The following is a 24,227-nucleotide window of genomic DNA, read 5'->3' as shown; positions in this document are numbered from 1 at the left end:
CCCAGAACCTAGTTCTTGACCTGGCCCTTCTTCACCCACAGCTGGTCCAGCAGGACGTTGCACTTGTCGCCGGCCTGGCAGGTCAGGGTCAGCGTGTTCGGGCCCTTCTTGAGGGTGGTCCATGCGAAGGTCTTGGTCCAGCCCTTGGTGAAGTCGCCGTCCGGGCCATGCGCGAAGTTGCTGAGGTTGAACTTCCGGCCCGACGGCGTGCCGTTGACGAGGAGCGTCATCGACTGGTCCTGGCCGGGGACGCTGTAGGTCGCGAAGACCGTGTAGTCGCCGGCCTCGGCGATGTTGTCGATGGTCCAGGTCACCGAGGAACCGACGTTGTTGAGATTGCCCACATAGGTGCCGTCCGCCGCCTTGGCACCCTGGACGTCCGACGCCTTGGCGGCCGTACCGCCCAGCTGAAGATCCTTCGCATCCGTCTTCGGCAGCTCCGCCGAAGCGCTGCTGCTCGCCGACTGGCTCGGCTTCGAGCTCTGCGAGGTGGACGGTGTCGTGGAGGACCCACCGCCCGCCTTGTCGTTCTTGGAGTTGTCGTTCATCATCGCCACGCCGATACCGATCACGACCGCGGCGACCACCGCGATCGCGCCGATCAGCAGGCCCTTGGTGTTCGGGCCGCGGCGACCACCGCCGCCGTTGTACGCCGGCTGCTGCGGAGCCGTGGGGGCGCCGCCGCCGGGAAGGGTCTCAGGCGCCGCGTAGTGGGCGTTCGGCTGGCCGTACCCGCCCTGCTGCTGCGGGACCTGGCCGTAGGCGGCCGTCTGCTGGACCTGGGCCGGCTGGCCGTACTGGCGCTGGCCGACCGCGCGGTTCCGGTTGACGGAGCCCGGGTAGCCGTAGCCGCCGCCACCGGACGGGGGCTGCGCTCCGTTGGCCTGCCCGTCGGCGTAGAGGTAGCCGAACGGGTCGTCGTCCTCGGGCGTGCTGGCGCCGTTGTTGCCGGACGTCATCTCCGTGGTACTCCTCAGCGGTGCGGGTCGAACGCGATACGTGGGGTCAGAATGGCGAGCCTACCCGCTCCAGCTGCCCCAAACGGGTGACTCGGATCGCATCGGTCCGCAGACCCGGCCCCTGACCTGGAGATCAGCCCGCGCGTCTGTGCTGTTTGGGACGAGATCGTTTCTCTACGTACATCCGCTCGTCGGCAGACTTCAACACTTCGTCCGCGGTCATGCCGCAGTGCGCCCACCCGATGCCGAAGCTGGCGCCCACACGCACGGCCCGTCCCTCGGCACGGATCGGCTGGATGATCTCGTTGCGCAGGCGTACGGCCAGGTCCTGGGCGTCGGCCCGGCCGAGCCCGTCGGCGAGGATCACGAACTCGTCACCGCCGAGCCGCGCGACCGTGTCACCGTCACGCACCGCCCGCGACAGCCGCCGGGCGACCTCGATGAGAACTGCGTCACCCGCGTTGTGCCCGAACCGGTCGTTGATCGACTTGAAGCCGTCGAGGTCGCAGAAGAGGACCGCGAGCCCCTTGGTGCCGTCGTCGTGGTCGCTCTGGGGGGCGGCGGTGTGCACATGGTGGTCGAAGCCGTCGTACACCTCGACGCCACCGCCGGGCCGGAAGTCGAAGCCGTGGCCGCCCGCGTCGTAGACGGGATGGCCGTACGCCGCGTCCAGGGACTCCAGGGCGCCGGGGTGCCCGGCGCGCTGACAGAGGCGGGAGGAGAGCCGGGAGCGCAGCTCGGCGGAGTTCGGCAGGCCGGTGAGCGAGTCGTGGGAGGCGCGGTGGGCGAGCTGCAGCTCGCGCCGCTTGCGATCCTCTATGTCCTCGACGTGGGTGAGCAGGAAGCGGGGCCCGTCGGCGGCGTCCGCGACGACGGAGTTGCGCAGGCTGACCCAGACGTACGTGCCGTCGCGGCGGCCGAGCCGGAGCTCCGCCCGGCCGCCCTCGGCGGACGTCCGCAGCAGGGTGCCGATGTCCTCGGGGTGGACGAGGTCGGAGAAGGCGTAGCGGCGCATCGCGGAGGCGGGGCGGCCGAGCAGGCGGCACAGCGCGTCGTTGGTCCGAAGGATCCGGCCGTGCTGGTCGCCGCCCATCTCCGCGATCGCCATGCCGGAGGGGGCGTACTCGAAGGCCTGCCTGAAGCTTTCCTCACTCGCCCGCAGGGCCTGCTGGTCCCTTTCGAGTCTGACCAGTGCCCGCTGCATATTCGCACGTAGACGCGCGTTGCTGATCGCGATGGCGGCCTGGAACGCATACATCTGGAGCGCTTCGCGACCCCATGCGCCCGGCCGCCGGCCGTTGCGCGGCCGGTCCACGGACAGGACACCGATCAGCTCGCCACAGCTGCCGCCGGGAGAGGGGGGCGTGTACATGGGGGCGAACAGCCGGTCCGAGGGGTGCCACTCGTCGTCGAAGCGGGGCGCGGGGCCGTCGGTGTACCACTGCGGGACGTCGTCGTCGTCGAGGACCCAGCCCTCGGTGTGCGGTATGAAGACCAGGTCGCCCCAGTGCTCGCCCATGCCCAGACGGCGCTCCCAGGACTCCCGGGAGCCGACCCGCCCGGTGATGAGCGCCTCGGCCGCCGGGTTTCCGGCGAAGGCGGCGACGACGAGGTCTCCGTCCGGACGGACGAGATTGACGCACGCCAGCTCGTAACCGAGGCCGTTGACCACGCCGTCGGCAACGGTCTGCAGTGTGTCCGCCAGGCTTCGGGCCGTGTTCATGTCAGCCATGACCTGGTGAAGTTGTCGCAGGGTCGCAAGACGGACGTACGGCTCCGACTCGGTCTCCATGCTCGCCCTCCCCCCGAGACCTCGCAGCGAATCAAGGGTTCTCATCGGCGTATCGTCATTGGCAGCTTCCCAGCCACTGAATCACAGCGCGCTGCCCACTCGGTACACAGGGTCAACAATTAGTGGCTCTTGTGACTCAAGTCACAGCTAAAGATGAACAATTGAGTGGTGTTTCTGCGTTTTCCCTATGCGTTTACTGAACGCAAACTTTGTGGGGATGTGAAGAAGCCTCCGCCGATGGTCCTAGGTCCGGTATCGGCCCGGGGCCCGATGCGGCGGGCACAGGACGGACACTAGCGTCTCGGAACGTGCCGAACACTCCCGCTGCCACGTTCCCGATCACTGCCCCGCCCGCCTCCGGGCATGCTGAGGGGGTGAGCAACGAGGAGTTCCGCGCCGCCATGTCCCGGCTGGCCGCAGGTGTGGTCCTGGTGACCGCGCAGGAGCCGCCGCTCGACCCGGACGACCCGACGGCACCGGGCGGCGAGGACGTCGGCATGACGGCGACGGCCTTCATGTCCGTCTCCCTGGACCCACCCCTGGTCCTGGTCAGCCTGCGCGAGGGCTCCCGCATGGACGACCTGCTCGACGAGCAGCCCCTGTGGGCGGTCTCGGTCCTCTCCGAAAGCCAACGCCACATCGCGGGCCGCTTCGCCATGAAGGGCCGCATCAGCGACCGCCTGCTCTTCGAGGACATCCCGTACGTCCGCGGCGAAGCCACCGGCGCCCCCTTGGTGGGCGGCGCCCTGGCCACCCTGGAATGCCGCACGGAGCAGAGGGTCCGGGCCGGCGACCACACGCTCGTGATCGGCAGGGTACTGACGGCGGGCGTACCGAGCGCGGACGGAGGGCCGCTGACTTATTTCAGGGGACGCTATCGGCAGTTGGGGTGAGCTGGGCACATCCTTCAGCCCGCCCGGCGCTTGAACGTCTGAGGGGCGAGGCGGGACCGCATCTTTCAGCCCGTCCGGCGTTTGAGGACGAGGCCGTTCAGGCCGATCGGGGTCCGGGGCGGAGCCCCGAAACGGGGTGCAGGGGCGGAGCCCCTGGCGGGGTCGAAGGGGCGGCAGCCCCTGGGGAAGGGACGGGTAGGGGCGGCGGGGGCGACAGAACCGTCCCGGGCCCGCCCTGGTCCACGAGGGTGACGTCCTGCTCCGCCACGCGCGCAGCGTCCAGCACGATGTCGATGACCGCGATCCGCTCCCGGACGAACGTGAAGGCCAGCGTCCGGTCCAGCCGCCCGTCGATGAACACCGCGAGCCCCGTGGCGCCGTTGACCAGCGCGGCCCGCGACACGGCCGCGAAGTGCCGGAAGCCGGACGCGCCCTTGGCGACCGCTGCCGCCCCCGTGGTCACACCGACATCGGTGCGCGCGACGACGTCCGGGTCGAGCAACTCGACCAGGGCGTCGAAGTCACCCTCCCGCGCAGCCGCCAGAAACGCGTCCACGACCTCCCGCTGCCGCACCCGGTCGGCATCGTGCGCCTCAGCGCCCTGCACCCGCCGCCGCGCCCGACTGGCCAACTGCCGCGCCGCCGCAGGACTCCGCCCCACGATCTCCCCGACCTCCTCGTACGACACCGCAAACAGGTCGTGCAACACGAACGCCAGCCGCTCGGCCGGCGTCAACGTCTCAAGTACGACGAGCAGCGCAACACCCACCGAGTCGGCAAGCAGCGCATCCTGCTCGGGATCGCCACCGAAGACCTCCCCCACGCGCCCGGCGCCCGCCCCGCCCTCCAACGGCTCCTCCGCCCGCGATGTGCGAGAGCGCAGCATGTCCAGACAGACCCGCCCGACCACGGTCGTGAGCCAGCCCCCGAGATTGTCGACCCGCCGTGCGTCGCTGCGACTCAGCCGGAACCACGCCTCCTGTACCGCGTCATCGGCCTCGGAGCCAGAACCGAGCATTCGGTAGGCGACCGCGCGCAGATGCGGTCGATGAGATTCGAATCGCCGGGCAAGAAATTCGTTGTCATTCATCGCCGTAGCTCCCCGCACCGAGATCTGTTGCCGGTTTTCTCAGTGACATGACGGAAGGGGCACGGAAGATGTGACGGAGGACGTTCTACGAATACGGTCCGGCGCCCGGTGCTACGACCAGTCGCGCCCGGAGCGCCCCCGCTTCGTATCGGAGCGCTGCTTCTTCTCCCGCAGCCGCCGCTCGTTGATCCCCCGCGGAATCCGGGTCGGCCGCCGCGGCTTGGGCGGCGGCGCGGTGGCCTCGGCGAGAAGCGCCGCAAGGCGTACGGCAGCGGTCTCCCGGTTGCGCCACTGCGAACGGTGCTCGGAGGCCCGCACGGTGACGACGCCGTCGACGAGCCGGCCGGCCAGCCGCTCCAGCGCCCGCTGCTTCCACACCTCGGGCAGGGCTTCGGTCCTCGCCAGGTCGAAGCGCAGTTCCACCTGCGAGTCACTGGTGTTGACGTGCTGTCCGCCGGGCCCCGACGACCGCGAGAAGCGCCAGCTGAGCTCGGCCTCGGGGAGCGAGACCGAGCCGCGGATGAGGTAGGGACCGGACATGCCCACCATGGTCTCGCGGCTGACCGGCACACGTCACGCGAATAACGTTCACCCCGCGTTCGGTAAAGAAAGTAAAGACAGGTGGAACCTTCGGTGCCCCTCTTGGCGTTGGTACAGGTAGCTGTAGCTTCAAGCCCGTACGTCGTACCGCCGTACGCAAACGAGGGAAAGGACTCCCAACCATGGCTGTAAGCCTGTCCAAGGGTGGCAACGTCTCGCTCACCAAGGAGGCTCCGGGCCTGACCGCCGTCACCGTGGGCCTCGGCTGGGACGTCCGCACCACCACCGGCACGGACTTCGACCTGGACGCCTCCGCGATCGCGGTCAACGCTCAGGGCAAGGTCTTCTCGGACGCCCACTTCGTCTTCTTCAACAACAAGCAGACCCCGGACAACACCATCGTCCACACCGGTGACAACCGCACCGGCGAGGGCGAGGGTGACGACGAGGCGATCAACGTCAACCTGGCGGGCCTCCCGGCCGACATCGACAAAATCGTCTTCCCGGTCTCCATCTACGACGCGGAGAACCGCTCGCAGAACTTCGGCCAGGTCCGCAACGCCTATATCCGCATCGTCAACCAGGCCGGCGGCGCGGAGATCGCCCGCTACGACCTCTCGGAGGACGCGGCCACGGAGACGGCCATGGTCTTCGGCGAGCTCTACCGCAACGGCGCGGAGTGGAAGTTCCGCGCAGTCGGCCAGGGCTACGCCTCGGGCCTGGTGGGCATCGCCCAGGACTTCGGCGTCAACGTCTGAGGGACGCTGCGCTGAGCGGAGCCCCTGGTTGCGGTTGGCCGCGACCGGGGGCTCCGACGTTCGATCAGCTCCCGGAGGCGTACGGCTGTGTACGCTCCTGGGGGCTCCCGTTGGAGCTGACGGCGGACGTCCCGCCGTGCTACCGGCCCATCGGCCGGTAGTACCCCAACACCGCCGCCAACTGCGCAAACCACTCCCCCAGCTGCGCCCTCGGCTTCGCCTGCACCACGCACTCGTAGAACTGGCCGCTCGGCAGCACCACCGCCACCATCAGCGCCTTGCCGTTCGGGCTCGCCTTGTAGTGGATGCTGCCGATCTCCTGCCAGGAGAACTCGATGGCCGCACCGTGATCCTCGAAGGCGACGCCCGCGATGTCGACCACGATCGAGTTGTGAGCGTCGACCGCCATGAACTCCGGCCCTTCCACAGGCGGTTGAGGCGGAGTCGGATACGGGGCGGCGTACTGGGGCGGCGGCGGACCGAAGCCGGCCGGGGCAGTGGCCGGGGGATGCTGCGGCGGGGGCGGCGGCTGACCGTACTGGGGCTGATGGCCGTACGGCGGCTGCGGCGGTGTCGTCATCGTCTTCCGTCCCCGGAATCGTGGTGTGGCTACGGGGAAATCTTCCCAAAGGCCGGCGTTGCCTCCTCCCATGGCCTCCTCAGGGATGGTCCGGCTTCCCCTCCCCGTACAGCCAGTCCTTCCAGATCTCCTTGAAGTCCTTGTCCGGTGCCTTCTTCTCGACGTACGCGGTGAAGTCCTTGGTGTTCGCGTTCCCGTGGCGGTGGGTGGCTGCCCAGCCCTGGATGATGTCGTAGAAGGTGCCGTCGCCGACGGTCTGCCGGATCTTGTGCAGGACCATCGCGCCGCGCTCGTAGACGGGGCTGTCGGAGATGTGCGCCGCATCGCTCGGCTCGGCCGGCGGGAAGGCCCAGATGTCCTTGTCGCCGTCCTCGTAGCGGGACTCGAAGGTCTCCTGGCAGGTGTCGCCGCCGTGGTCCTCGTCCCACAGCCACTCCGCGTACGTCGCGAAGCCCTCGTTGAGCCACATGTCCCGCCAGCTCTTCGGGGTGACGGAGTCGCCGTACCACTGGTGGGCCAGTTCATGGACGAGGGTCCCGGTGTCGGGGGCGCCGGGGAAGACGGGCCGGTTCTGGGTCTCCAGGGCGTACCCGGCGTCGTCCGGGCGGTCGACGATCGCTCCGGTGGAGGAGAAGGGGTACGGCCCGAAGTTGTACTCCTCCCACTCGATGATCTCGGGCAGCTGCGCGAGCACCTTCCGGCTCGCCTCCGCCTCGGTCGGGTCGACGGCGACGTACACGGGCAGGTGCTTGCTGCCGATGGTGTACCGGCTGATGTCGTAGTGGCCGATCGCGAGGGTGGCGAGGTAGGTCGCCATCGGTTCGGCGGTGTGCCAGGTGTAGGTCGTACGCTCCCCGCTGCTCGTCTCGCCGGTCAGCTCTCCGTTGGACACGGCCTGCAGGCCCTTCGGCACCGTGACGGCGATGTCGTACGACGCCTTGTCGGAGGGATGGTTGTTGCCGGGGAACCATGCCATGGAACCGGTGGGCTCGCCGAGTGCGAGCGCGCCGTCGGCGGTGCGCAGCCAGCCCTCCTCGGACTCGTCGGGGTCGGTGATGGTCACCGGGCTGCCGGAGTAGCGGACGGTGACCCGGAAGGTCTCCTCGGCACGGAGGTCGTCGTGCGGGCGGACGGTGAGCTCCTGCCCGGTGCGGTTCCAGCGGGCGCGTCTGCCCTCCACGGTGACCTCGTCGACGTGCAGCCCCTTGAGGTCGAGATTGAAGGCGGAGAGGTTCTGGGTGGCGCGGGCGGTGATGGTCGCGGTGCCGGTGAGGCGTTGTCCGCCGGAGGGGTCGTAGGCGAGTTTCAGGTCGTAGTGGCCGACGTCGTATCCGCCGTTGCCCACCTTCGGGAAGTACGGGTCACGCAGGCCGGAACCGCCGGGCGTGCCGTGCACACCGCCGCTGCACGCCGTCACGGCCGGGGCCAGGAGCACGGCGAGGGCGCAGAGAACTGCGGGGGCTCGGCGGACCATGGGGGCGCGGAGGGCCGCGGGGGCGACGGGTACGGGTCTGGGCACGCCGGTGATCCTATGGCGGCGTGACACCATCTCGTACGTGCTCGACATCGGCTATGCCCTCTCCAACCGCTTCCCGGATCCCCCGCAGACGGACTACCGCCGCGCGGACGTCCATGCCCTGCGGCACGACCTGTTCTGCGGTGACGTCTATCTCGCCGACACCAAGGCGGACCGGGAACTGTCCACAGCCTGGGGATGGGTGCCGGTGCTCGACTTCGCGTGGGCGCTGTGCGACATCGTGGAGCGCATCGACCGTGACCCGGCGGGCTCGCGCGCGTCGCGGCCGCAGCGCGCCGAGCTCGACTTCACCGAGTCGACCGACCGCATGCTCTTCGAGCGGCGGTTCGGGTGGGTGGACGTGGAGGCCGACTGGATGCCGGCGGAGGAGCCGCCGCTCTCCTTCTCCCACGGGGAGTTGCGGCGCGAGGCGCGGGACTTTCTGCATGACCTGATTGCCGACCTGGTCGATCTTCATGAGGACCTTGGGGAGAACCCGGCGATCTGGACGCTGCAGGCGCGCTTCCCCAGGGTGCCGTGAGTCTGCGTGACCGTCTGCTGGGGGCTGCCGCCCCCAGACCCCCGCCTTTCGGCCTGAACGGCCTCGTCCTCAATCGCCGGACGGGCTGAAAGATCAAACCCCCGCCGGTGAAGATCAAGCCCCCGTGGAGAAGGTCCGAGCCGATAGACCCCGAAAGGTCCCCGTCCCTCAGCCCTCCACCCGAATCCCCATCTCCGCCGCCAGCACCGGCGCCAGATCCACCAGTTGCCCCGGGCTGATCACCGCCCCCGCCAGCCGGTCCACCCCCCGCGCGATGCCGAGCTCCGCGGCCGCTCTCAGGTCCACGTCCTTCAGGGTCGCCGCGGTGAGGTCCGCCTCCTTCAGGACGCAGTCCACGAACTCCACGCGCTCGAGCCGGGCGCCCCCGAAGTCCGGCTCCACCAGCACGCAGCTCTCGAAGACGACGTCCTTGAGTCTGGCCGCGCGCAGGTTCAGGTAGTCGATCTTGCCGCCGCGGATCACCACCCGCTCCAGGACCGCCCCGTGCAGCTGCACCCCGCCGAGGCGGGCGTCGACCACCTCGACGTCGCGCAGGGTGGCCTCCGCGAGGTTCGTGCCGACCCCGCGCAGCCCCGTCAGGACCGAGTCGAGGATCCGGGCGTGCTGCAGCCCCGTCTCGTCCAGCGCGCACCCCGTCAGTGCGCAGTCCATGAAGCGGGCGCCCCCGCCGTCCTGCCCCGCCAGGTCCGCCTCCCGGAACTCCAGCCCGTCGTAGTCCCCGTCCGGCTCCAACTCCCCGCCCCCGAACGGCTCCAACGCGGGCAGCCGCACCTCCGGCCGCCGCGCCCCCTTCACCGCCGTACCGCTGGAACCGCCCATCCCGCCCGCCTCTCTCCGCGCCATGCCCCCATCGTGCACTCCCCCACTGACAACGGCCCTGACCAGGCAAAACGCCATCCGTGTCACATTCCGGGGGCGCAAACCGTCGTATGCACAGAAAGGCGGACCGAAACGAGGGAGACCACCGGCCCCCTTGACCTCAAGCGTGCTTGAGGTTGAAGGCTGGGTCCTGACAGGCAATCGATGGGGGATTCACCATGCACGCCATCCGGCTCCACGCCTTCGGTCCCGCCGAGAACCTCCGCTACGAAGAGGTGGCGGACCCCCAGCCGGGCCCCGGCCAGGTCCGTATCACGGTAGCGGCGGCGGGAGTGCACCTGCTCGACACCGCCCTCCGGGAGGGCGAGCAGGGGCCGCTCCCGGAGCCGACCCGGCTGCCGACCGTCCCGGGCCGCGAGGTCGCCGGAGTCGTCGAGTCGCTCGGCGAGGGCGTCGCCGCGCTCTGGCTCGGCAAACGCGTGGTCGCCCACCTCGGATTCGCCCCCGGAGGCTACGCCGAGCTGGCCGTCACCGACGTCGACCGCGTGCACGAGATCCCCGCGAACCTGGACTTCGCCGCGGCCGTCGCCATGATCGGAACAGGGCGTACGGCGATGGGGATCGTGCAGTTCGCGGAGCTCGGCCCGGAGGCCGTGGCCGTGATCCCGGCGGCCGCCGGTGGCATCGGCACCCTGCTCGTGCAGTACGCGAAGAACACCGGCGCCACCGTCGTCGGTCTGGCCGGCGGACCGGAGAAGACGGCACGCGTGGCGGCAGGCGGCGCCGACCTCGCCGTCGACTACAAGGAACCGGGATGGCCGGACAAGGTCCGCGCCCACCTCGGCGGCCGCGCCGCAACCGTCGTCTTCGACGGCGTGGGCGGGGAGGTCGCCCGCCTCAGCACACAGCTTCTCGGTCCCGGCGGCAGGCACCTCGTCTTCGGCTGGTCGGCCGCGGGTGTCCGGGGCGGCGAGCCCTATCTCGTGGACGGCGTCTCCGAGCGGGTCCTGGGCCCCCGTGATGATGCGGAAGGCCGGCGGCCCCAACCCCCTGCAGACCCTGGAACTGCGCGCCCTCGCCGAAGCAGCCGCGGGCAGGCTGACCCCCGCCGTGCAGCGCTTCCCGCTCGCCGCGGCGGCCGCCGCGCACCGTGCGCTCGAGACGCGCGGAACGACCGGAAAGGTGGTACTGGAGCCATGACCAGGCACAAGGCATCCGCAGATGCGACACGTACCGATTCATGGTCTTCTGACCGGGTGAGCGTCACCCGTACAGGCGGAGCCACCCCTCCCGTGGACGCCGACCCCCGCCGCTGGTGGGGCCTGGTGATCATCGCGCTCGCGCAGCTCATGGTCGTCCTCGACGCGACCATCGTGAACATCGCGCTCCCCTCCGCACAGCGCGACCTGGGCATGTCCGACGGCAACCGCCAGTGGGTGATCACCGCCTACACGCTGGCCTTCGGCGGTCTGCTCCTGCTCGGCGGGCGGATCGCGGACCTGGTGGGCCGCAAGCGGACGTTCGTCTTCGGGCTGATCGGCTTCGCCGCCGCGTCCGCGCTCGGTGGCGCCGCCACCAGCTCCGGCATGCTCTTCGGCGCCCGTGCGCTGCAGGGAGTGTTCGCCGCCGTCCTCGCGCCCTCCGCGCTGTCCCTGCTCACCACGACCTTCACCGACCCGAAGGAGCGCGGCAAGGCCTTCGGCATCTACGGCGCCCTGGCCGGCAGCGGTTCGGCGATCGGATTCATCGTCGGCGGTCTGCTCACCGAGTACCTGAACTGGCGCTGGTGCCTGTACGTCAACGTGCCCATCGCGATCATCGCCGTCTTCGGCGCCTTCGCGCTGCTCCATGACCGCCCCGGCCACAAGGGCGCCCGCCTCGACGTGCCGGGTGCGGTGCTGGGCTGCGGCGGACTGGTCGCGATCGTCTACGGCTTCAGCGAGGCCGAACCGAGGGGCTGGACCGACCCCCTGGTGCTGGCGCTGTTCGCGGTCGGCGCCGCGCTCCTCGTGGCCTTCGTGTGGTGGCAGAACCGGGCCCCGATGCCCCTGCTTCCGCTGCACATCGTCAAGGACCGCAACCGTGCGGGCTGCTTCCTGACGATGATGCTCGCCGTGATCGGCATGTTCGGGCTGTTCCTGTTCATGACCTACTACCTGCAGGTGGTGCTCGGCTACTCGCCGGTGAAGACCGGTCTGGCCTATCTGCCGCTGACCGCCGCGATCATCACCGGCTCCACCCAGATCTCCGCCCGGCTGCTGCAGCACGTGGCGCCGCGGATGCTGATGGTCCCCGGCATGGTCCTCGCGTCCGGCGGCATGATGATCCTGACCCGGATGACCACCCACTCGTCGTACCCGACCGAGGTCATGCCCGGTCTGATCCTGATGGGTCTCGGCATGGGCCTGACCTTCATGCCGGTCTTCGCCACCGCGACCGCGGGCGTCGCCCCGCACGACTCCGGTGTGACCTCGGCGACCGTCAACACCTCGCAGCAGGTGGGCGGTTCGATCGGTACGGCCCTGCTGAACACCATCGCGACCACCAGCAGCACGGCGTACATCGCCGCCCACCTCCACCACCCCGCGCAGAAGGCCCTGATCGCCAAGGAGGGCGTCGTCCACGGCTACACGGTCGCCATCTGGTGGGCCGCCGGGATCATGCTGCTGGCAGGCCTGGTCGCGGGCCTGATGGTCACGGCTAAGGCCCCGAAGCACGGGGCAGCCGCCGAGCGGCCGGTGCCGGAGCCGGTCGCCTAGGGGGCACAAGGACGGGGAGGGGCCGCACGGACCGCGGGCCCCTCCCCTCTCCCCCCTTCAGGGCGGTCGCTCAGCCGCTCACCGCAATCGCCGTACGTCGATGGCCCAGATCCCGCGCCCGTGCGTGGCCGCATACAGCCGCCCGTCCGGGCCGGTCCGCAGCTGGAGGACCGCGGTGGTGGGCAGGTTGTCGCCGGCCACCCTCCAGCCCTTCGCGCCCGGCGTCCGCACCAGCACCCCGAGATCCGTGCCCAGCGCGATCGTGCCGCCCTTCAGCAGCGCCACCGAGTTGGCCGGTACGTCGGGCAGGTTCCCGGAGACGTCCTTCCAGGTGATCCCGCCGTCCCGGGTCTCGAAGAGGTGCCCGACACCCGCGCCCGGCCCCTCCGTCCACTTCCGCGAGAAGCCGTTGACGGCGAGCAGGACGTGATCGGAGTTCGCCGGGTCGATCGCCAGACCCGAGAGGTAGCGGTTGGGTACGGTCCCGTCCACCGGCAGGCTCAGCTGGTGCCAGCCCGTGCCCCCAGCGTTGCCGACCGCGATGCCGCGCGTGAAGCCCTGGTTGTTGCAGGGCCCGCACCAGGCGGCGTACACCTTGCCGCCGGAGGAGGCCACCGCCGTGGCCGTGTGCCCCGCGCCCAGGTCGAACGCGCCCAACCACTCGCTCCCGCTGCGGATCGCATACCCCTTGGTGTTGATCCACACATGCCGACCGCCCGCGACCCAGACCTTCGGGTCCTTGATGTCGGCGTTCAGCGGGGCGATGAACCGCGCCTCGCCGGTCGCGTTGTCGGGCGGAGCGACGGAGTACGTCGTCGCCTTCGACGGGTCGGTGATCCAACTCCCGTCGTTCACGGCGCAGTTGTTGGTGACGGCGACCGCCAGATAGACGTACTCCTGGGCGATGTTGCACCCGTTCGCGGGGTCGGTGATCGTGTCGCCGCCGTCGCCGCCGAAGTTGGAGCCCATCACGCGGTCGCCGGCCCGGAGCTCCGACTGCCCGTTGTCCTGGAGCCCGCCGGTGATCGCCAGGCCCCGCCCGGCCGGATCGGCCCCCACGCCCACCGAGTAGTACTGCAGGGCGTCCATCGTGCCGTCGTTCAGGGAGGTCCAGTCGGTCGCGTGGCCGGAGGCGTCGGCGCTGCCGTTCAGCGGCCGGCGGAAGGTGCCGCCGTCGTCGCCGACAATCACGTACGGCGCTCCCCCGTTGCTGCCGATCGCCACGGAGTGCTGGTCGGCGTGGACGAATCCTCAGTGCCGCCCCGCCACCTTATCGGCGAACTGCGCCAGCTTCGAGGACTCCGCGCTGTACGTGGCGCGTTCCCGCCGGTCCGCGGCCCGGTAGGTGGCGTACATCCCCTGCACCCCGAGCCACCGCAACGGCTCCGGCTCCCACTTGCGCACCTTGTGCCCGACCCACGGCAGATCGGTCAGCTCGGTCCGGCCGCCCTGCCCCGAGTCGAACTGCACCAGATCCCTGAGCGTCCGCGCCGCGAGATTCGTCGTCGCCACCCCCGACCCGACATAACCGCCCGCCCAGCCGAGCCCCGTCGACCGGTCCAGGGTCACCGTCGCGCACCAGTCCCGGGGCACCCCGAGCACCCCCGACCAGGCATGCGCGATCCCCAACCCGGCCAGCGAGGGGAACAACCGCACCAGGATCTCCCGCAGCGCCTCCACCGTCTCCGCCTGCGTCCGCCCCTCGTTGTCGGTCCTCGACCCGAAGCGGTACGGCACTCCGCGCCCGCCGAGCGCGATCCGCCCGTCGGCGGTCCGCTGCGCGTACATGTACGCGTGCGCCATGTCCCCGAGCGTCTCCAGCCCGTCCCAGCCCACCGACTCCCACTGCCCGTCGGTGAGCGGCTCGGTCGCGATCATCGAGGAGTTCATGGGCAGCCAGGTGCGCCGCTGCCCCTTCAGACTCGCGGTGAAGCCCTCCGTGCAGCGCAGGACATAGGGCGCCCGGACCGTCCCGTAGGGCGTCACCGCATGCTTCGGCCGGATCTCCGCCACCGGCGTCAGCTCGTGAATCGTCACCCCGAGCGCCTCGACGGCGGCCGCCAGCCCCTTCACCAGCTTCACCGGGTGCAGCCGCGCCCCGTGCGGGGTCCAGGTCGACCCGACCGCGTCCGCGACCCGGATCCGCTCGGCGGTCTCCCCGGCGCCGTACAGCTCACGGTCCTTCTCCCCGTACGACAGCTCGAGCTCGTGAAAGGCCTTGAGCCGCGCCAGCTGTGCGGGTGTGGTGGCGACCTCGAGCACCCCGCCCTTGTGGATGTCGGCCTCGATGCCCTCCTCGTGCACCGCCCGGACGACCTCGTCCACGGTCTCGTTCATGGCCTTCTGCAGCCGTACGGCGGCCTCGCGCCCGTGCAGCTTCGCGTACCGGTCACGCCCGGCGATCCCGTTGTACAGCCAGCCGCCGTTGCGCCCGGAGGCCCCGTACCCGCAGAACTTCTGCTCCAGGACGGTGATCCGGAGGAAGGGCGCCGCCTTCTTCAGGTAGTACGCGGTCCACAGCCCCGTGTACCCGCCCCCGACGATCACGACGTCGGCGGACGCGTCACCGCCGAGCGGCTCCCGCACCGCCGGGAAGCCGTCGTCCGCGTACCAGTGGGAGATACCGCCGTTCACGACACTGCTCACCGAGCTGCTCATGGCCGGAAAGCTAACCCCTCAGGGCGGAAACTGTCTCTTTCGGATCCCACGCCGGCCCCCGCCCGATGACCAGCGGATAGCAGGCGAGCCCGATCAGCACCGACACGAAGTGCCCGAGGTCGGTGAAGGTCGGCGCGTCCAGAAGCGGTTCCCCGTACACGAGGAACACCACCGCCAGATACAGATACCGCCAGGGCGCCACGATCCGGTAGGCCAGCACCCCCACCACCCCCGCGAGGGCGTAACTCACCCCGATGTCAAGGGTATTGACGGCCGAGTGCTTCACCACCCCGTCCTGCACCGCCCTCAGCAGGGCTCCCTCACTGATCAGCGTCGCCAGCACATGCGCGGCCGCGCAGACCATCAGCCACCGCAGCGTCCCCAGCCAGCGCTCGGCCTGCGCATGGAAGACGGTGTACTGGAAGGCGACCGGAAGCCACTTGCCGCCGTCGATCCACATCGCACTCTGCAGAAGCACCCGCCCGGGGTCGTTCGACAGCTCATGGATGTTGGTGGACCGCTGCCGCAGGAACTCCTGCTCGAAGTGCGGCGACATGTGGTGCAGCGCGACGGTGGTGACGAACAGGACGGACAGCCAGAGATACGTGCCCGGCGCGCTGCAGACGTAGGCCCACACCCGCTGCCCGAGCCCCCGGTCAATTCGCATGAGGCGATTCACGCACGTAAGTATCGTCGCAAGGGTGATCGACATTCCGGGTGAGCTGGCAGCGGCACAGGAGAAGTTCAACGGCGAGGCGGGACGGGCCTTCATCACGGGCCTGCCACGCCTGGCGGAGGAGTTCCTCGATCGCTGGGAGCTACGGTTGGACGGGCGCCCCATGCACGGGGTGACCGCGCTCGTCCTCCCGGTCCTGCGCTGCGACGACACCCCCGCCGTGCTGAAGCTCCAGTTGCCGGACGAGGAGAGCGTGGGCGAGCCGGTGGCCCTGCGCCTGTGGGACGGCGACGACGCGGTCCGCCTCCTCGCCCACGACGAGGCGACCCACACCATGCTCCTGGAACGCCTCGACCACACCCGCATGCTCGCGCACCTCCCCGACACCCGCGAGGCCGTCCTGGTCATCGCCCGCCTGCTCGCCCGTCTGACCGCCACCCAGGCCCCGGAGGGCATGCGCCGCCTCGGCGACATCGCCCGGGCCATGCTGGACCGGACCCCCTGGGCACTGAAACACATCCCGGGTCCGGAAACCCGCGGCCTGGTCGCGGACTGCGCGGCCGCCGTACGAGAAGTCGTCGACGAACCGGGCGACCGCCTCCTCCACTGGGACCTGCACGACGAGAACGTCCTCGCCGCAGACCGCGCCCCCTGGCTCGCCATCGACCCCAAACCCCTGGCAGGCGACCCCGGCTTCGAACTCTGGCCGGCCCTCGCCAACCGCTTCGACACCGACGAGATCCACTGGCGCTTCGACGCGATGACGGACGTACTGGACCTGGACCGCACACGCGCGCGTGCCTGGACGCTGGGCCGCCTACTGCAGAACACCCTCTGGGACGTCGAAGACGGCCGCACACCGGACCCCCAGGCTCTGGATATCGCCAGGCGGTTGCGCAGCGCCCGTTGAGGGGCACAAAAATCAGCCCATCCCGCGTAACCTCCCGGGGGTGATCCGCGAAGCGACCCCCGCCGACATCCCCCTCATCCACGCCCTGATCCAGGAACTGGCCGCCTACGAAAAGGCCCCGCACGAGGCGAGGGCCACCGAGCCCCAGCTCCACGACGCCCTCTTCGGCGATCACCCGGCCGCCTACGCCCACATCGCCACCGACGACGCCACCGGCACCCCCGTCGGCTTCGCCCTCTGGTTCCTCAACTTCTCCACCTGGCGCGGTGTCCACGGCATCTACCTGGAGGACCTCTACGTCCGCCCCACCGCAAGAGGCGCCGGCCACGGCAAAGCCCTCCTCACCGAACTGGCCCGCATCTGCACGGAGCGCGGCTACGAGCGCCTCGAATGGGCCGTCCTGAACTGGAACACACCGGCCATCGCCTTCTACGAGTCCCTCGGCGCCCGCCCGCAGGACGAGTGGACGGTGTACCGGCTGACGGACGACGCGCTCAAGAAGCTGGCCGGCCGGAGCAGCTGACGCCGGGATGTGCAAAAGCCCAGGCCGGATTGCTCCTGACCTGGGCGAGAAGCGGTAGCGCGGCTGCTCAGAGGGCCTTGCTGTTGCAGCCCATGTCCGAACCGAGGTGGGAGGGCTGGGCACCCGGGTCGCCTTCGCCGTTCAGCGCGCCGCCCAGCAGACCGTTGAGGGCGCCGAGGCTGCCGATGACGTCGACGTTCATGTCGTGCGAGCGGCACTCGATGTCCTGCGTGACGTCGATGTCGTGCCCCGGCTCACCGTGTGCGAAGGCCGGGCCGACCCCGAAGGCGCCGATGCTGCCGAGGACAGCGGCGCCCACGATGGCGACCTTCTGAAGCTTGCGCATTTCTTCTCCATTGATCGAGCGGAAGTGATCTGCAGCAGATCGAGTTGGGACGACGGACAACCAGCGGGAGGCCATCAGCCGAGTCGGGGCAGACCCAGGTTCCCGACGGGAGGAGCCGCAACCTGTCCGAGACCGAGCCCGGGCACCTGCGGTGCTGCGCTGGCGGGCGAGACCAGCGGGTCGATGAGCGGGTTCACCTGGGGGTTGAACTGCGGGTTCACCTGAGGGGCGACATGCGGAGCCGGCTCGGGGTTGAAGACCTGGGGCATGGCGACCTGCGGGGCGACCTTCGGCATGACCTCGGGCGAGGACTGCGGGGCGACCTGCGGCTGAACCAGCGGCTGCTGCTGCGGCGCGGCCTGCGGGGCGGACGCCGGCGCACCGGCCTGCGCACCACCCACCGAGGAGGCGACGGCGGTGGCCTGGCTCGGCTGCGGCGCGGCCTGCGGGGCGGGCGCCTGGGGCACGTACTGCGGCGCCGGCTGGGCGTAGGACTGCGGGCCACCGGACTGCGCGGTGCTGTCCGCGGTGGACGCGGCAACGGCCCGCGCCGGAGCGCTCTGCGGGGGTGCCGGGTAGTACTGGGGAGCCGGGGCCGGGTAGTACTGCGGGGGCGGTGCCGGGGCCGGGTAGTAGGCGGGCGCCGGGGCCGCGTACTGCGGCGCCGGGTAGTACGCGGGCGCCGGGGCCGGGTAGTAGGGGGCAGCCGGAGCGCCACCGACATACCCGGGGTAAGCGTCGGCATGGCTGACGCCGGCGCCGATGGCGGACAGACCGCCGGCCGCTGCTACGACGAGCGCGGCCTTGTGAATCTTTCGCATGGAACCCTCGGCCCTTCAATACCTGTGCAGGGAAATCCGTTGTATTCAGTGCTGTGTTGCGTGCGCTCAGTCTGATGTTCACGCCGGAGCCGACAGCGGATCCCCTTGCCCCCTCACCGGTTCATGGTCGCTGCCCTCTCCCTGCTGGCAACGACATTTCCTTCTGCGCGGTCACGGGATCAAGAATTCCGTCACCCATTTGGAATTGATCGGATAACCGGTCCGCCGGGGGCGAACGGGTGACTGCTCCCCGACTGCCGTGACTGGCCCGGAACTTGCTTCGTTCCCCACGGGGACAGAGCGAAGACCCATCACCCACCGCAGCCGCCCAGGGCAGCAAGAACAGCCACAACTCCACTGGCTCAGCGGCTATTTCAGTACGTCCATGCCAGGTCAATGAAGGGCCGAAGGTTCCATGCGCAAGTTCCAGCACGTCGCGCTCGTCGTAGCAGCGGCCGGCGGTCTGTCCGCCATCGGCGTCGGCCCCAGTGTCGCCGACGCTCCCGTCGCCTACGGCAACAGCGCCCCGCCCCCGGGCCCCGCCATGGCCGGCGCCTTCACCGCCACTCAGGCCACCGCCCACGCCTCCGGCCCGTCCGCCCCCCGCCAGGCGGCACCGGCGCAGCCCGCCGAGGTTGCCCCGCAGGTCAATCCGCAGGTCAACCCGCAGTTCAACCCGCACATCGGCTCCCCGGCGGCCCCGGCGCAGTCGGGCGGCAACGCCGACCAGTTCAACCTCTTCCGCCCGGCCCAGGAGTGCAGCCCGCAGTCCGTGCTCAACGCGAACCTCCCGGTCGCCGTGCTCGCCGCCGCCGAGACCAAGGGCGTCGCCTGCACCCAGGCCAACAGCCAGGCGAACGCTCTCGCCAAGGCCCACTAGGAGCCGCCGAGGCCCACCGGGATCGCCCGACGACTTCAGGGAGCTGCCGCAACAAGATCACAGGACACGGCGCGTCGCTAGGTGATTGTCGGTTATTTCCTATTATTCTCCGTAACTGTAAGAAGTCGATCTGTTACGGATCGCACCCACTCACTCCACCGGAGATGACATGCACCAGCTTCGCAAGGCTGCCGTCCTGGTCGCCGCCCTCAGCACCGTCGGACTCCTCGGTGCCGGCACCGCTCAGGCTCACGACGACGGGGGCAAGGGCGGCAAGGGTGGCGACAAGTTCAACGTGCTGCAGAGCTCCAACTGCAAGTCGCACGACCTGAACGTCGACGTCCTCGGCCAGGTCGGCATCCTCAACGGCCTGCTCGGCAACGCGCTCAACGGCGAGGGCAACGCCGGAGGCCAGGACACCCACATCGGCTCGAGCATGGGCTGCAACAACAGCGCCTTCTAGTCGAATGACGGCCGCGTAGACGGCCGCGAGCGGGAAGCAGGTCCCGGCACCGAGCTCCAGACTCGGTGCCGGGGCCCCCTTTTTTTGTACGCCAGTGATATTTCCGGGCATCGACCAGGGCAGTGAGGATCATCCCGAATTCGGCGCGCCGCACAGCCTTTTACGGGTATTTCTTATTAGCCTCCGTAACTGCACGAAGTCGATCCGTGACGGATCGCATCCACTTCACTCCACCGGAGATGTCATGCACAAGCTTCGCAAGGCTGCCGTCCTGGTCGCTGCCCTCAGCAGCGTCGGACTCCTGAGCGCCGGCGCCGCCCACGCCGATCAGGGCGGCTTCGGCTCGGGCGAAGGCGGCCATCGCGGCGGTGGCTTCAACATTCTGCAGAGCACCACCTGCCGTTCGCACGACGCCAACGTCGACGTCCTCGGCCAGGTCGGCATCCTCAACGGCGTCGCGGGCAACCTGCTGAACGGCGAGGGCAACCCGGGCGCCCAGGACACGCACCTGGGTTCGGACATGGGCTGCAACAACAGCGTCGGAAAGTAAGCCGGCAAGTAAGCCGGAAAGTCAGAACAGTCCTCGGTGCCCCGGCCGGTCGGCCGGGGCACCCGGGCTTTCACAGGGCCGGAATGCCGAAATGCCGGATCGGGAGTTGCCCCGGTCCGGCACTCGTCGATCGCACCTCAGAAATCGAAGTGCGGTGTCGTGACACGAGGTGCCGTGATGTGGGGCGCCCTGATGTGGGGCCGCTTGAACCCCTTGGGCGTCGGCGCGTTGTTGGTGCAGTCCACCACCGGCCCGACGTGCGTCGACCCGTTGTTGAGCATGCCGTCCTCGGGCAGCACCAGTCGGGGCCGCGCCGTCGTCGAGCAGCTCTGCGACTGCTTGACGACGAACGTGCCGTGCTTGCCCTTGTGGATGCTCTCGCTCTTGTGCACGCAGACGGTTTCCCCTGCCGCGTTGGTCTTGCAGCCATGCGGGTTCTCGTCCGCCTGCGCGTGCACGGCACCGACGCAGATCACGGCGAGACTTCCGAGGATCCCCGAGACGGTTGCGATTTTCTGCCGACTGAACATGCGCTGTGTTCCTTTGATCGATATATCGGTACAGCCCGGACGCGCACCCTGATGGGTTCACTGCGCGTCCGGGCTGCCTTTGCCGTTGAGGGATTTGTTCAGGTCGTTGCGCCAGGGGCTTCTTTACCTGGAGCCGTACGGGGCGGCGTACTGCGGCGCGTACTGCGGCGCCGGCTGGGGTGCGGCGTACTGGGGCGCGTACTGCGGCGCGGCAATGTACTGGGGGGCGACGTACTGGGGCACGAAGTACTGGGGCGCGGGCTGCGGTGCGGCCATCGGGGCGGCCTGCGGCGCGGCCTGCGGCGCGAAGTTGACGTTCATCGGCGCGAAGTACGGAGCGGCCTGCGGGGCACCGTACGGAGCCGCCTGCGGGGCGTCGTGCGGAGCCCATCCCCCGCCGCCGCCGTAGGCCACGGCGTTGGCCTGCGAGGAGGCCACCGCGGTGGCCCCGCCGCCCCAGCCGTCGGTGGCGCTGCTGACGCCGGCCCCGAGGGCGGAGAGCCCCGCGACCGCTGCAATCACTGCCGCGGCGCGCTGAAACTTGCGCATGATTAGACCCTTTCCTAGCTGGGCGGGAAGCCCTGGCTCGACTACTTAATGTGAGCATATACACACGAAACGTAGTCATTTGGGATCTTGGGCCCTTCTGTGCACCGTGTCGGCTTATGCCAAAGCAGCCTTCCGCCCGCTGGGCCGCGGACTCGGAGAGGAAAGGGATGTTGCGGGACGGGCAGTTGATGATGTGGTTCGGTCGCGCACTCGGCGCTCTCCCGTAAAACGACGATTCCCCCGGCCCAAGTCACGGGCGGGGGGCGGCAGTCACCCATCTGCCACAGGCCAGGAAAAAACTGCACAGAAAAGCGGACGGCCGGTCCGGGTCGCCCCGGTCCGGCCGTCCGTAGCCTGGAAGTGCGGGCCTCAACCCAGAATGCCACCGGGCAGTTCCGAGGGGGTGTCCCTGTCGTCGACCCCCGTATCGTTGGGGGAACAGGTCACTGCGGGGCCGATCTTGGTGCTCCCGCTGTTCAGCAGGGGGATGACGGGCAACTCCATGGGCTTCTGCGGGGTGCAGGTGTTGGCCCGGCGGACGATGAAGTCCTCACCGTCGGACGTCTTGCCCGCGAACCGCTGGACACAGGTGACATCGCCCGACGCGCTCACCGTGCAGGCACCCGGGCCCGCTGCCGCATACGCCTGAGTGGCTCCGGCACAGGTCACGGCGAGGCCGCACAGAAGCCCCGAGACGGCCGCGATCTTCTTCCTACTGAGCATGTGATCCGTTTCCTTTGTGAGGGGCACCCGGGCGCCGTGCGCCACGGACCGGCCCGTTTCGCCTACGAAGTGAAGGGCTGACCTGCTGAAGGAACTTCCAGTGCCATCACGAACGCATGCGGGCCACCGGCGCGGCCTCGCGCTCCGGGCGGCCACACGTGAACGGGCCCCTGCGGGGGGTGACCCCGAGGGGCTCGCGGAAAGCGTCGCGCACGATTACGAAGTGAAGGCGTTGTTGAACTGACCGCAGGTGGTGTCGAAGGTCTCGGAGAGACCGAGCACGCCGATCGGGAGGTCGCCGTCGGCCACGGTCTGCGGACTGCACTCCTGGTAAGGGCGGTAGTGCTCGGTCACCTTCGGCTTGGCCTCGTGGCCGTGGCCGTGGCCGTGGGCGTAGGCGGTGCCGGCGCCGGCACCGATGACGGAGAGACCGCCAGCCGCCACTGCTGCTGCGATCATGGCCTGTTGAAGCTTGCGCATGAAACCCTCGGTCCTTCATTGCCTGGATGTCGAGGCAGATTGCCTACTGTGACTGGACGAACACTAGCAGTAACAACTAGGCATTCCACACCGCCGGATATCCCGTGTCCACTCGACGCGCGGCAACTCCGGCTTACGCAAAGTCCGTTCGAAGGAGCGCGTATTCTCCCCGTACGAGAATGGGGGCCGGTCGCTCCCGGCCGGTATGAACTCCGGTTTCTCGGACGCGACTTGTTCGTATGTTGAAATGCCCGGACCAGTGAATAGCGGTGTCCCGCCAACCGATTGGCGCACATCCGCCGATCACTCAATCCACTCAAAAGTGGGAACACCCCATGTTCCGGGTATCTCCTTTCGCGGTCGCGGCATTCCCTTGATCGGGTCCGCCCGATTCGGGCTCCAACTGCGACAGGAGACGCCCGTGCGAATCACCGACATCCAGCGCTGCGAAGTCCGGCCCGGACGGCTCGTCGAGTGGGCGCTCAGTCCGGCGACCGTCACCGTGGCGGCGGCCCTTCCGGAGGACCCCCGGCCGCCGGCGTACGTCCAGGAGTCGCACATCAGGACCGCCCGATCGGTGCAGGAGGACGGCCTGTTCGTGCCGACCTGGGTCGGTACGGCATTCGACATCCCGGGCAGGATCGACCTGGACGCGCTGCAGGACGCACTGCGCAGCTGGACGCTCCGGCACGAGACGCTGCGCAGCGGATTCCGCTGGGACGGCGACGAGATGCGCCGTTTCACGCTCGACACCGGGGACGTGTCCCTCCACCGGGAGGACATCGGCGACTTCCCCGACCCGGCGCGGCTCGTCCAGTACCTCCAGGACCGCTTCGACGCCTCCGCGAGCGCGCTGAGCTGGCCCAACTTCCTCTACACGGCGGTCGTCAGGGACGAGGGCGCGAGCCTGTACATCGCCTTCGACCACAGCAATGTCGACTCCTACTCCATCCAGCGCATGCCCGCCGAGATCAACGAGCTCTACACGGCGGCCGCCGAGGGACGCCCCGTCGAGGAGTCACCGGTCGGCAGCTACGTCGACTTCTGCGAGATCGAGCGCGCGGACGCGGACCGGATCGACGGCACCCACGCCATCGTCGGCCGCTGGCGGGACTTCATCCGGCGGTGCAACGGCAAGCTGCCCAACTTCCCCGTCGACCTGGGTGTTGAGCCCGGCGGTGACCTGCCCAGGCAGAAGCTGATGCGCGAGATGCTCGTCGACGCGGACGCCGCCGCGGCGTTCGAGTCGTGCTGCCGGCCCTTCGGCGGCAGCCTCGTCGGCGTCCTGGCCGCCACCAGCCTCATCGTCCACGAGATCGGCGGACAGCCCGTCTACCGCGCCGTCGTGCCCTTCCACACCCGGGTGAAGTCCAAGTGGTCCAACTCCGTGGGCTGGTACGTCGGCGGCGCCCCGATCGAGGTCGCCATCGACGAGGCACCCGACTTCCCCACCGCCCTGACCGCCGTGCGCGCAGAACTGCAGGCCAACAGGTCGCTGGCGCGCATGCCGCTCGCCCGCGTACTGCGGCTGCTCGGCGAGGACTTCCGGCCGACCTCGCCCGACCTGTACTCGATCGTCTCGTTCGTCGACGCACGGGGCATCCCCGGGGCCGAGCGCTGGGACGAGCTGGCGGCCTACGGACTGGTGCGGGTGTCCTACGGCGACCAGGTGTGCATCTGGCTGAACCGGCTGCACGAGGGGCTGTGGTTCACCTGCCGCTACCCCGACACCGACATCGCGTACAAGAACATGCGGCTGTACGTCGAGCGGCTGCGGGACGTCATCCTCACCGTGGCCGGCGAGCAGCGCGCCAGTGAACTCGCCCCGCACGACCTTGCCGGGTGAACGC

Annotated in this window: 26 protein-coding genes and 2 pseudogenes; 12 read left to right on the top strand and 16 right to left on the bottom strand. The window is 69.5% G+C overall.

Annotated elements, in window-relative coordinates:
- Positions 1-8 precede the first annotated feature (8 nt).
- The gene (locus ABD355_RS08860; RefSeq protein ID WP_344399578.1) at positions 9-959 is read right to left on the bottom strand and encodes a CBM35 domain-containing protein; all 951 of its coding nucleotides are present in this window, start codon (positions 957-959) and stop codon (positions 9-11) included.
- A gap of 133 nt (positions 960-1,092) precedes the next feature.
- Positions 1,093-2,751: a diguanylate cyclase CdgB gene (cdgB, locus tag ABD355_RS08855; protein WP_344399577.1), complete on the bottom strand. Its 1,659-nt coding sequence runs from the start codon at positions 2,749-2,751 to the stop codon at positions 1,093-1,095.
- A 308-nt stretch (positions 2,752-3,059) separates the two neighbouring features.
- On the opposite strand from cdgB, the gene ABD355_RS08850 reads away from it, so the two are divergent.
- The gene (locus ABD355_RS08850) at positions 3,060-3,644 is read left to right on the top strand and encodes a flavin reductase family protein (RefSeq protein WP_344399576.1); all 585 of its coding nucleotides are present in this window, start codon (positions 3,060-3,062) and stop codon (positions 3,642-3,644) included.
- Between the two features lie 97 nt (positions 3,645-3,741).
- Here the strand turns inward: ABD355_RS08850 and ABD355_RS08845 are convergent, their stop codons facing one another.
- Entirely contained in the window at positions 3,742-4,734 is a 993-nt protein-coding gene (locus tag ABD355_RS08845; RefSeq protein ID WP_344399575.1) for a sigma-70 family RNA polymerase sigma factor, read from the bottom strand.
- Positions 4,735-4,845: 111 nt separating this feature from the next.
- Positions 4,846-5,283, bottom strand: a complete 438-nt coding sequence (arfB, locus tag ABD355_RS08840) for an alternative ribosome rescue aminoacyl-tRNA hydrolase ArfB (RefSeq protein WP_344399768.1) — start codon at positions 5,281-5,283, stop codon at positions 4,846-4,848.
- Between the two features lie 173 nt (positions 5,284-5,456).
- Between arfB and ABD355_RS08835 the strand changes: the two genes are divergently transcribed.
- A complete protein-coding gene (locus ABD355_RS08835) occupies positions 5,457-6,032 on the top strand; it encodes a TerD family protein (protein ID WP_344399573.1) in 576 nt (191 codons plus the stop codon).
- Between the two features lie 139 nt (positions 6,033-6,171).
- On the opposite strand, the gene ABD355_RS08830 is transcribed toward ABD355_RS08835, so the two are convergent.
- Together ABD355_RS08830 and ABD355_RS08825 are read right to left on the bottom strand one after the other, a co-directional pair.
- Positions 6,172-6,441 carry a hypothetical protein gene (locus tag ABD355_RS08830; RefSeq protein WP_344399572.1) on the bottom strand — a complete coding sequence of 90 codons (270 nt, stop codon included), beginning with the start codon at positions 6,439-6,441 and terminating at the stop codon, positions 6,172-6,174.
- Between the two features lie 250 nt (positions 6,442-6,691).
- Positions 6,692-8,086: a M1 family metallopeptidase gene (locus ABD355_RS08825; RefSeq protein WP_344399767.1), complete on the bottom strand. Its 1,395-nt coding sequence runs from the start codon at positions 8,084-8,086 to the stop codon at positions 6,692-6,694.
- Positions 8,087-8,168: 82 nt separating this feature from the next.
- On the opposite strand from ABD355_RS08825, the gene ABD355_RS08820 reads away from it, so the two are divergent.
- On the top strand, positions 8,169-8,669 hold the full coding sequence (locus ABD355_RS08820; protein WP_115907403.1) for a hypothetical protein: 501 nt from the start codon (positions 8,169-8,171) through the stop codon (positions 8,667-8,669).
- Between the two features lie 168 nt (positions 8,670-8,837).
- Here ABD355_RS08820 and ABD355_RS08815 read toward each other — a convergent pair whose 3' ends face one another.
- Entirely contained in the window at positions 8,838-9,533 is a 696-nt protein-coding gene (locus ABD355_RS08815; protein ID WP_344399571.1) for a pentapeptide repeat-containing protein, read from the bottom strand.
- A 194-nt stretch (positions 9,534-9,727) separates the two neighbouring features.
- Here ABD355_RS08815 and ABD355_RS08810 point away from each other — a divergent pair.
- The 3 genes and pseudogenes from ABD355_RS08810 to ABD355_RS08805 all read left to right on the top strand — a co-directional run.
- A pseudogene (locus tag ABD355_RS08810) lies at positions 9,728-10,405 on the top strand (alcohol dehydrogenase catalytic domain-containing protein); the annotation flags it as partial.
- Between the two features lie 61 nt (positions 10,406-10,466).
- A complete protein-coding gene (locus tag ABD355_RS44600) occupies positions 10,467-10,709 on the top strand; it encodes a zinc-binding dehydrogenase (RefSeq protein WP_425585718.1) in 243 nt (80 codons plus the stop codon).
- Positions 10,710-10,765: 56 nt separating this feature from the next.
- Complete coding sequence (locus tag ABD355_RS08805) at positions 10,766-12,268, top strand: MFS transporter (protein ID WP_344399570.1); 1,503 nt, start codon at positions 10,766-10,768, stop codon at positions 12,266-12,268.
- A gap of 78 nt (positions 12,269-12,346) precedes the next feature.
- Here the strand turns inward: ABD355_RS08805 and ABD355_RS08800 are convergent.
- From ABD355_RS08800 to ABD355_RS08790, 3 genes and pseudogenes are all read right to left on the bottom strand, one after another.
- Positions 12,347-13,510 (bottom strand): annotated as a pseudogene (locus tag ABD355_RS08800) (beta propeller repeat protein); the annotation flags it as partial.
- Between the two features lie 9 nt (positions 13,511-13,519).
- Positions 13,520-14,926 carry an NAD(P)/FAD-dependent oxidoreductase gene (locus tag ABD355_RS08795; RefSeq protein ID WP_344399569.1) on the bottom strand — a complete coding sequence of 469 codons (1,407 nt, stop codon included), beginning with the start codon at positions 14,924-14,926 and terminating at the stop codon, positions 13,520-13,522.
- A 10-nt stretch (positions 14,927-14,936) separates the two neighbouring features.
- Entirely contained in the window at positions 14,937-15,593 is a 657-nt protein-coding gene (locus ABD355_RS08790) for a rhomboid-like protein (RefSeq protein ID WP_344399568.1), read from the bottom strand.
- On the opposite strand from ABD355_RS08790, the gene ABD355_RS08785 reads away from it, so the two are divergent.
- Together ABD355_RS08785 and ABD355_RS08780 are read left to right on the top strand one after the other, a co-directional pair.
- On the top strand, positions 15,592-16,512 hold the full coding sequence (locus tag ABD355_RS08785) for an aminoglycoside phosphotransferase family protein (RefSeq protein ID WP_425585716.1): 921 nt from the start codon (positions 15,592-15,594) through the stop codon (positions 16,510-16,512). The genes ABD355_RS08790 and ABD355_RS08785 overlap by 2 nt on opposite strands.
- 40 nt (positions 16,513-16,552) lie before the next feature.
- The gene (locus ABD355_RS08780) at positions 16,553-17,035 is read left to right on the top strand and encodes a GNAT family N-acetyltransferase (protein ID WP_344399565.1); all 483 of its coding nucleotides are present in this window, start codon (positions 16,553-16,555) and stop codon (positions 17,033-17,035) included.
- Positions 17,036-17,102: 67 nt separating this feature from the next.
- Here ABD355_RS08780 and ABD355_RS08775 read toward each other — a convergent pair whose 3' ends face one another.
- The gene (locus ABD355_RS08775) at positions 17,103-17,381 is read right to left on the bottom strand and encodes a hypothetical protein (RefSeq protein WP_344399564.1); all 279 of its coding nucleotides are present in this window, start codon (positions 17,379-17,381) and stop codon (positions 17,103-17,105) included.
- 74 nt (positions 17,382-17,455) lie between these two features.
- Positions 17,456-18,202, bottom strand: a complete 747-nt coding sequence (locus ABD355_RS08770; protein WP_344399563.1) for a hypothetical protein — start codon at positions 18,200-18,202, stop codon at positions 17,456-17,458.
- A 415-nt stretch (positions 18,203-18,617) separates the two neighbouring features.
- On the opposite strand from ABD355_RS08770, the gene ABD355_RS08765 reads away from it, so the two are divergent.
- The 3 genes from ABD355_RS08765 to ABD355_RS08755 all read left to right on the top strand — a co-directional run bounded on the left by ABD355_RS08765 (position 18,618) and on the right by ABD355_RS08755 (position 20,095).
- Positions 18,618-19,082, top strand: coding sequence for a hypothetical protein (locus ABD355_RS08765; protein WP_344399562.1), 465 nt, complete (start codon positions 18,618-18,620; stop codon positions 19,080-19,082).
- 169 nt (positions 19,083-19,251) lie between these two features.
- A complete protein-coding gene (locus ABD355_RS08760) occupies positions 19,252-19,545 on the top strand; it encodes a hypothetical protein (RefSeq protein WP_030941334.1) in 294 nt (97 codons plus the stop codon).
- A gap of 244 nt (positions 19,546-19,789) precedes the next feature.
- On the top strand, positions 19,790-20,095 hold the full coding sequence (locus ABD355_RS08755) for a hypothetical protein (protein ID WP_115907393.1): 306 nt from the start codon (positions 19,790-19,792) through the stop codon (positions 20,093-20,095).
- A 137-nt stretch (positions 20,096-20,232) separates the two neighbouring features.
- Here the strand turns inward: ABD355_RS08755 and ABD355_RS08750 are convergent, their stop codons facing one another.
- From ABD355_RS08750 to ABD355_RS08735, 4 genes are all read right to left on the bottom strand, one after another.
- Complete coding sequence (locus ABD355_RS08750; RefSeq protein ID WP_344399561.1) at positions 20,233-20,625, bottom strand: hypothetical protein; 393 nt, start codon at positions 20,623-20,625, stop codon at positions 20,233-20,235.
- 123 nt (positions 20,626-20,748) lie between these two features.
- Positions 20,749-21,174: a hypothetical protein gene (locus ABD355_RS08745; protein ID WP_344399560.1), complete on the bottom strand. Its 426-nt coding sequence runs from the start codon at positions 21,172-21,174 to the stop codon at positions 20,749-20,751.
- Between the two features lie 369 nt (positions 21,175-21,543).
- Positions 21,544-21,897 carry a hypothetical protein gene (locus tag ABD355_RS08740; protein WP_344399559.1) on the bottom strand — a complete coding sequence of 118 codons (354 nt, stop codon included), beginning with the start codon at positions 21,895-21,897 and terminating at the stop codon, positions 21,544-21,546.
- A 216-nt stretch (positions 21,898-22,113) separates the two neighbouring features.
- The gene (locus ABD355_RS08735; protein ID WP_115907390.1) at positions 22,114-22,377 is read right to left on the bottom strand and encodes a hypothetical protein; all 264 of its coding nucleotides are present in this window, start codon (positions 22,375-22,377) and stop codon (positions 22,114-22,116) included.
- A 421-nt stretch (positions 22,378-22,798) separates the two neighbouring features.
- Between ABD355_RS08735 and ABD355_RS08730 the strand changes: the two genes are divergently transcribed.
- Complete coding sequence (locus ABD355_RS08730; RefSeq protein ID WP_344399558.1) at positions 22,799-24,223, top strand: condensation domain-containing protein; 1,425 nt, start codon at positions 22,799-22,801, stop codon at positions 24,221-24,223.
- The last annotated feature ends 4 nt before the right edge of the window (positions 24,224-24,227 follow it).

Origin of the sequence: Streptomyces longisporus (genome assembly GCF_039532765.1) — a bacterium.
Taxonomy (GTDB): Bacteria; Actinomycetota; Actinomycetes; order Streptomycetales; family Streptomycetaceae; genus Streptomyces; species Streptomyces longisporus.
This window is presented reverse-complemented; position numbering and strand designations above follow the sequence as displayed.

What these genes read in the sequence shown, in the direction of transcription:
- ABD355_RS08745 (WP_344399560.1), bottom strand. Translation starts at nt 21,174, where the DNA reads ATGCGCAAGTTTCAGCGCGCCGCGGCAGTGATTGCAGCGGTCGCGGGG.
- ABD355_RS08845 (WP_344399575.1), bottom strand. Translation starts at nt 4,734, where the DNA reads ATGAATGACAACGAATTTCTTGCCCGGCGATTCGAATCTCATCGACCG.
- ABD355_RS08750 (WP_344399561.1), bottom strand. Translation starts at nt 20,625, where the DNA reads ATGTTCAGTCGGCAGAAAATCGCAACCGTCTCGGGGATCCTCGGAAGT.
- ABD355_RS08835 (WP_344399573.1), top strand. Translation starts at nt 5,457, where the DNA reads ATGGCTGTAAGCCTGTCCAAGGGTGGCAACGTCTCGCTCACCAAGGAG.
- ABD355_RS08770 (WP_344399563.1), bottom strand. Translation starts at nt 18,202, where the DNA reads ATGCGAAAGATTCACAAGGCCGCGCTCGTCGTAGCAGCGGCCGGCGGT.
- ABD355_RS08740 (WP_344399559.1), bottom strand. Translation starts at nt 21,897, where the DNA reads ATGCTCAGTAGGAAGAAGATCGCGGCCGTCTCGGGGCTTCTGTGCGGC.
- ABD355_RS08735 (WP_115907390.1), bottom strand. Translation starts at nt 22,377, where the DNA reads ATGCGCAAGCTTCAACAGGCCATGATCGCAGCAGCAGTGGCGGCTGGC.
- ABD355_RS08790 (WP_344399568.1), bottom strand. Translation starts at nt 15,593, where the DNA reads ATGCGAATTGACCGGGGGCTCGGGCAGCGGGTGTGGGCCTACGTCTGC.
- cdgB (WP_344399577.1), bottom strand. Translation starts at nt 2,751, where the DNA reads ATGGAGACCGAGTCGGAGCCGTACGTCCGTCTTGCGACCCTGCGACAA.
- ABD355_RS08755 (WP_115907393.1), top strand. Translation starts at nt 19,790, where the DNA reads ATGCACAAGCTTCGCAAGGCTGCCGTCCTGGTCGCTGCCCTCAGCAGC.
- ABD355_RS08825 (WP_344399767.1), bottom strand. Translation starts at nt 8,086, where the DNA reads ATGGTCCGCCGAGCCCCCGCAGTTCTCTGCGCCCTCGCCGTGCTCCTG.
- ABD355_RS08760 (WP_030941334.1), top strand. Translation starts at nt 19,252, where the DNA reads ATGCACCAGCTTCGCAAGGCTGCCGTCCTGGTCGCCGCCCTCAGCACC.
- ABD355_RS08830 (WP_344399572.1), bottom strand. Translation starts at nt 6,441, where the DNA reads ATGGCGGTCGACGCTCACAACTCGATCGTGGTCGACATCGCGGGCGTC.
- ABD355_RS08775 (WP_344399564.1), bottom strand. Translation starts at nt 17,381, where the DNA reads ATGCGCAAGCTTCAGAAGGTCGCCATCGTGGGCGCCGCTGTCCTCGGC.
- ABD355_RS08785 (WP_425585716.1), top strand. Translation starts at nt 15,592, where the DNA reads ATGAGGCGATTCACGCACGTAAGTATCGTCGCAAGGGTGATCGACATT.
- ABD355_RS08860 (WP_344399578.1), bottom strand. Translation starts at nt 959, where the DNA reads ATGACGTCCGGCAACAACGGCGCCAGCACGCCCGAGGACGACGACCCG.
- ABD355_RS08765 (WP_344399562.1), top strand. Translation starts at nt 18,618, where the DNA reads ATGCGCAAGTTCCAGCACGTCGCGCTCGTCGTAGCAGCGGCCGGCGGT.
- ABD355_RS08795 (WP_344399569.1), bottom strand. Translation starts at nt 14,926, where the DNA reads ATGAGCAGCTCGGTGAGCAGTGTCGTGAACGGCGGTATCTCCCACTGG.
- ABD355_RS08815 (WP_344399571.1), bottom strand. Translation starts at nt 9,533, where the DNA reads ATGGCGCGGAGAGAGGCGGGCGGGATGGGCGGTTCCAGCGGTACGGCG.
- arfB (WP_344399768.1), bottom strand. Translation starts at nt 5,283, where the DNA reads ATGGTGGGCATGTCCGGTCCCTACCTCATCCGCGGCTCGGTCTCGCTC.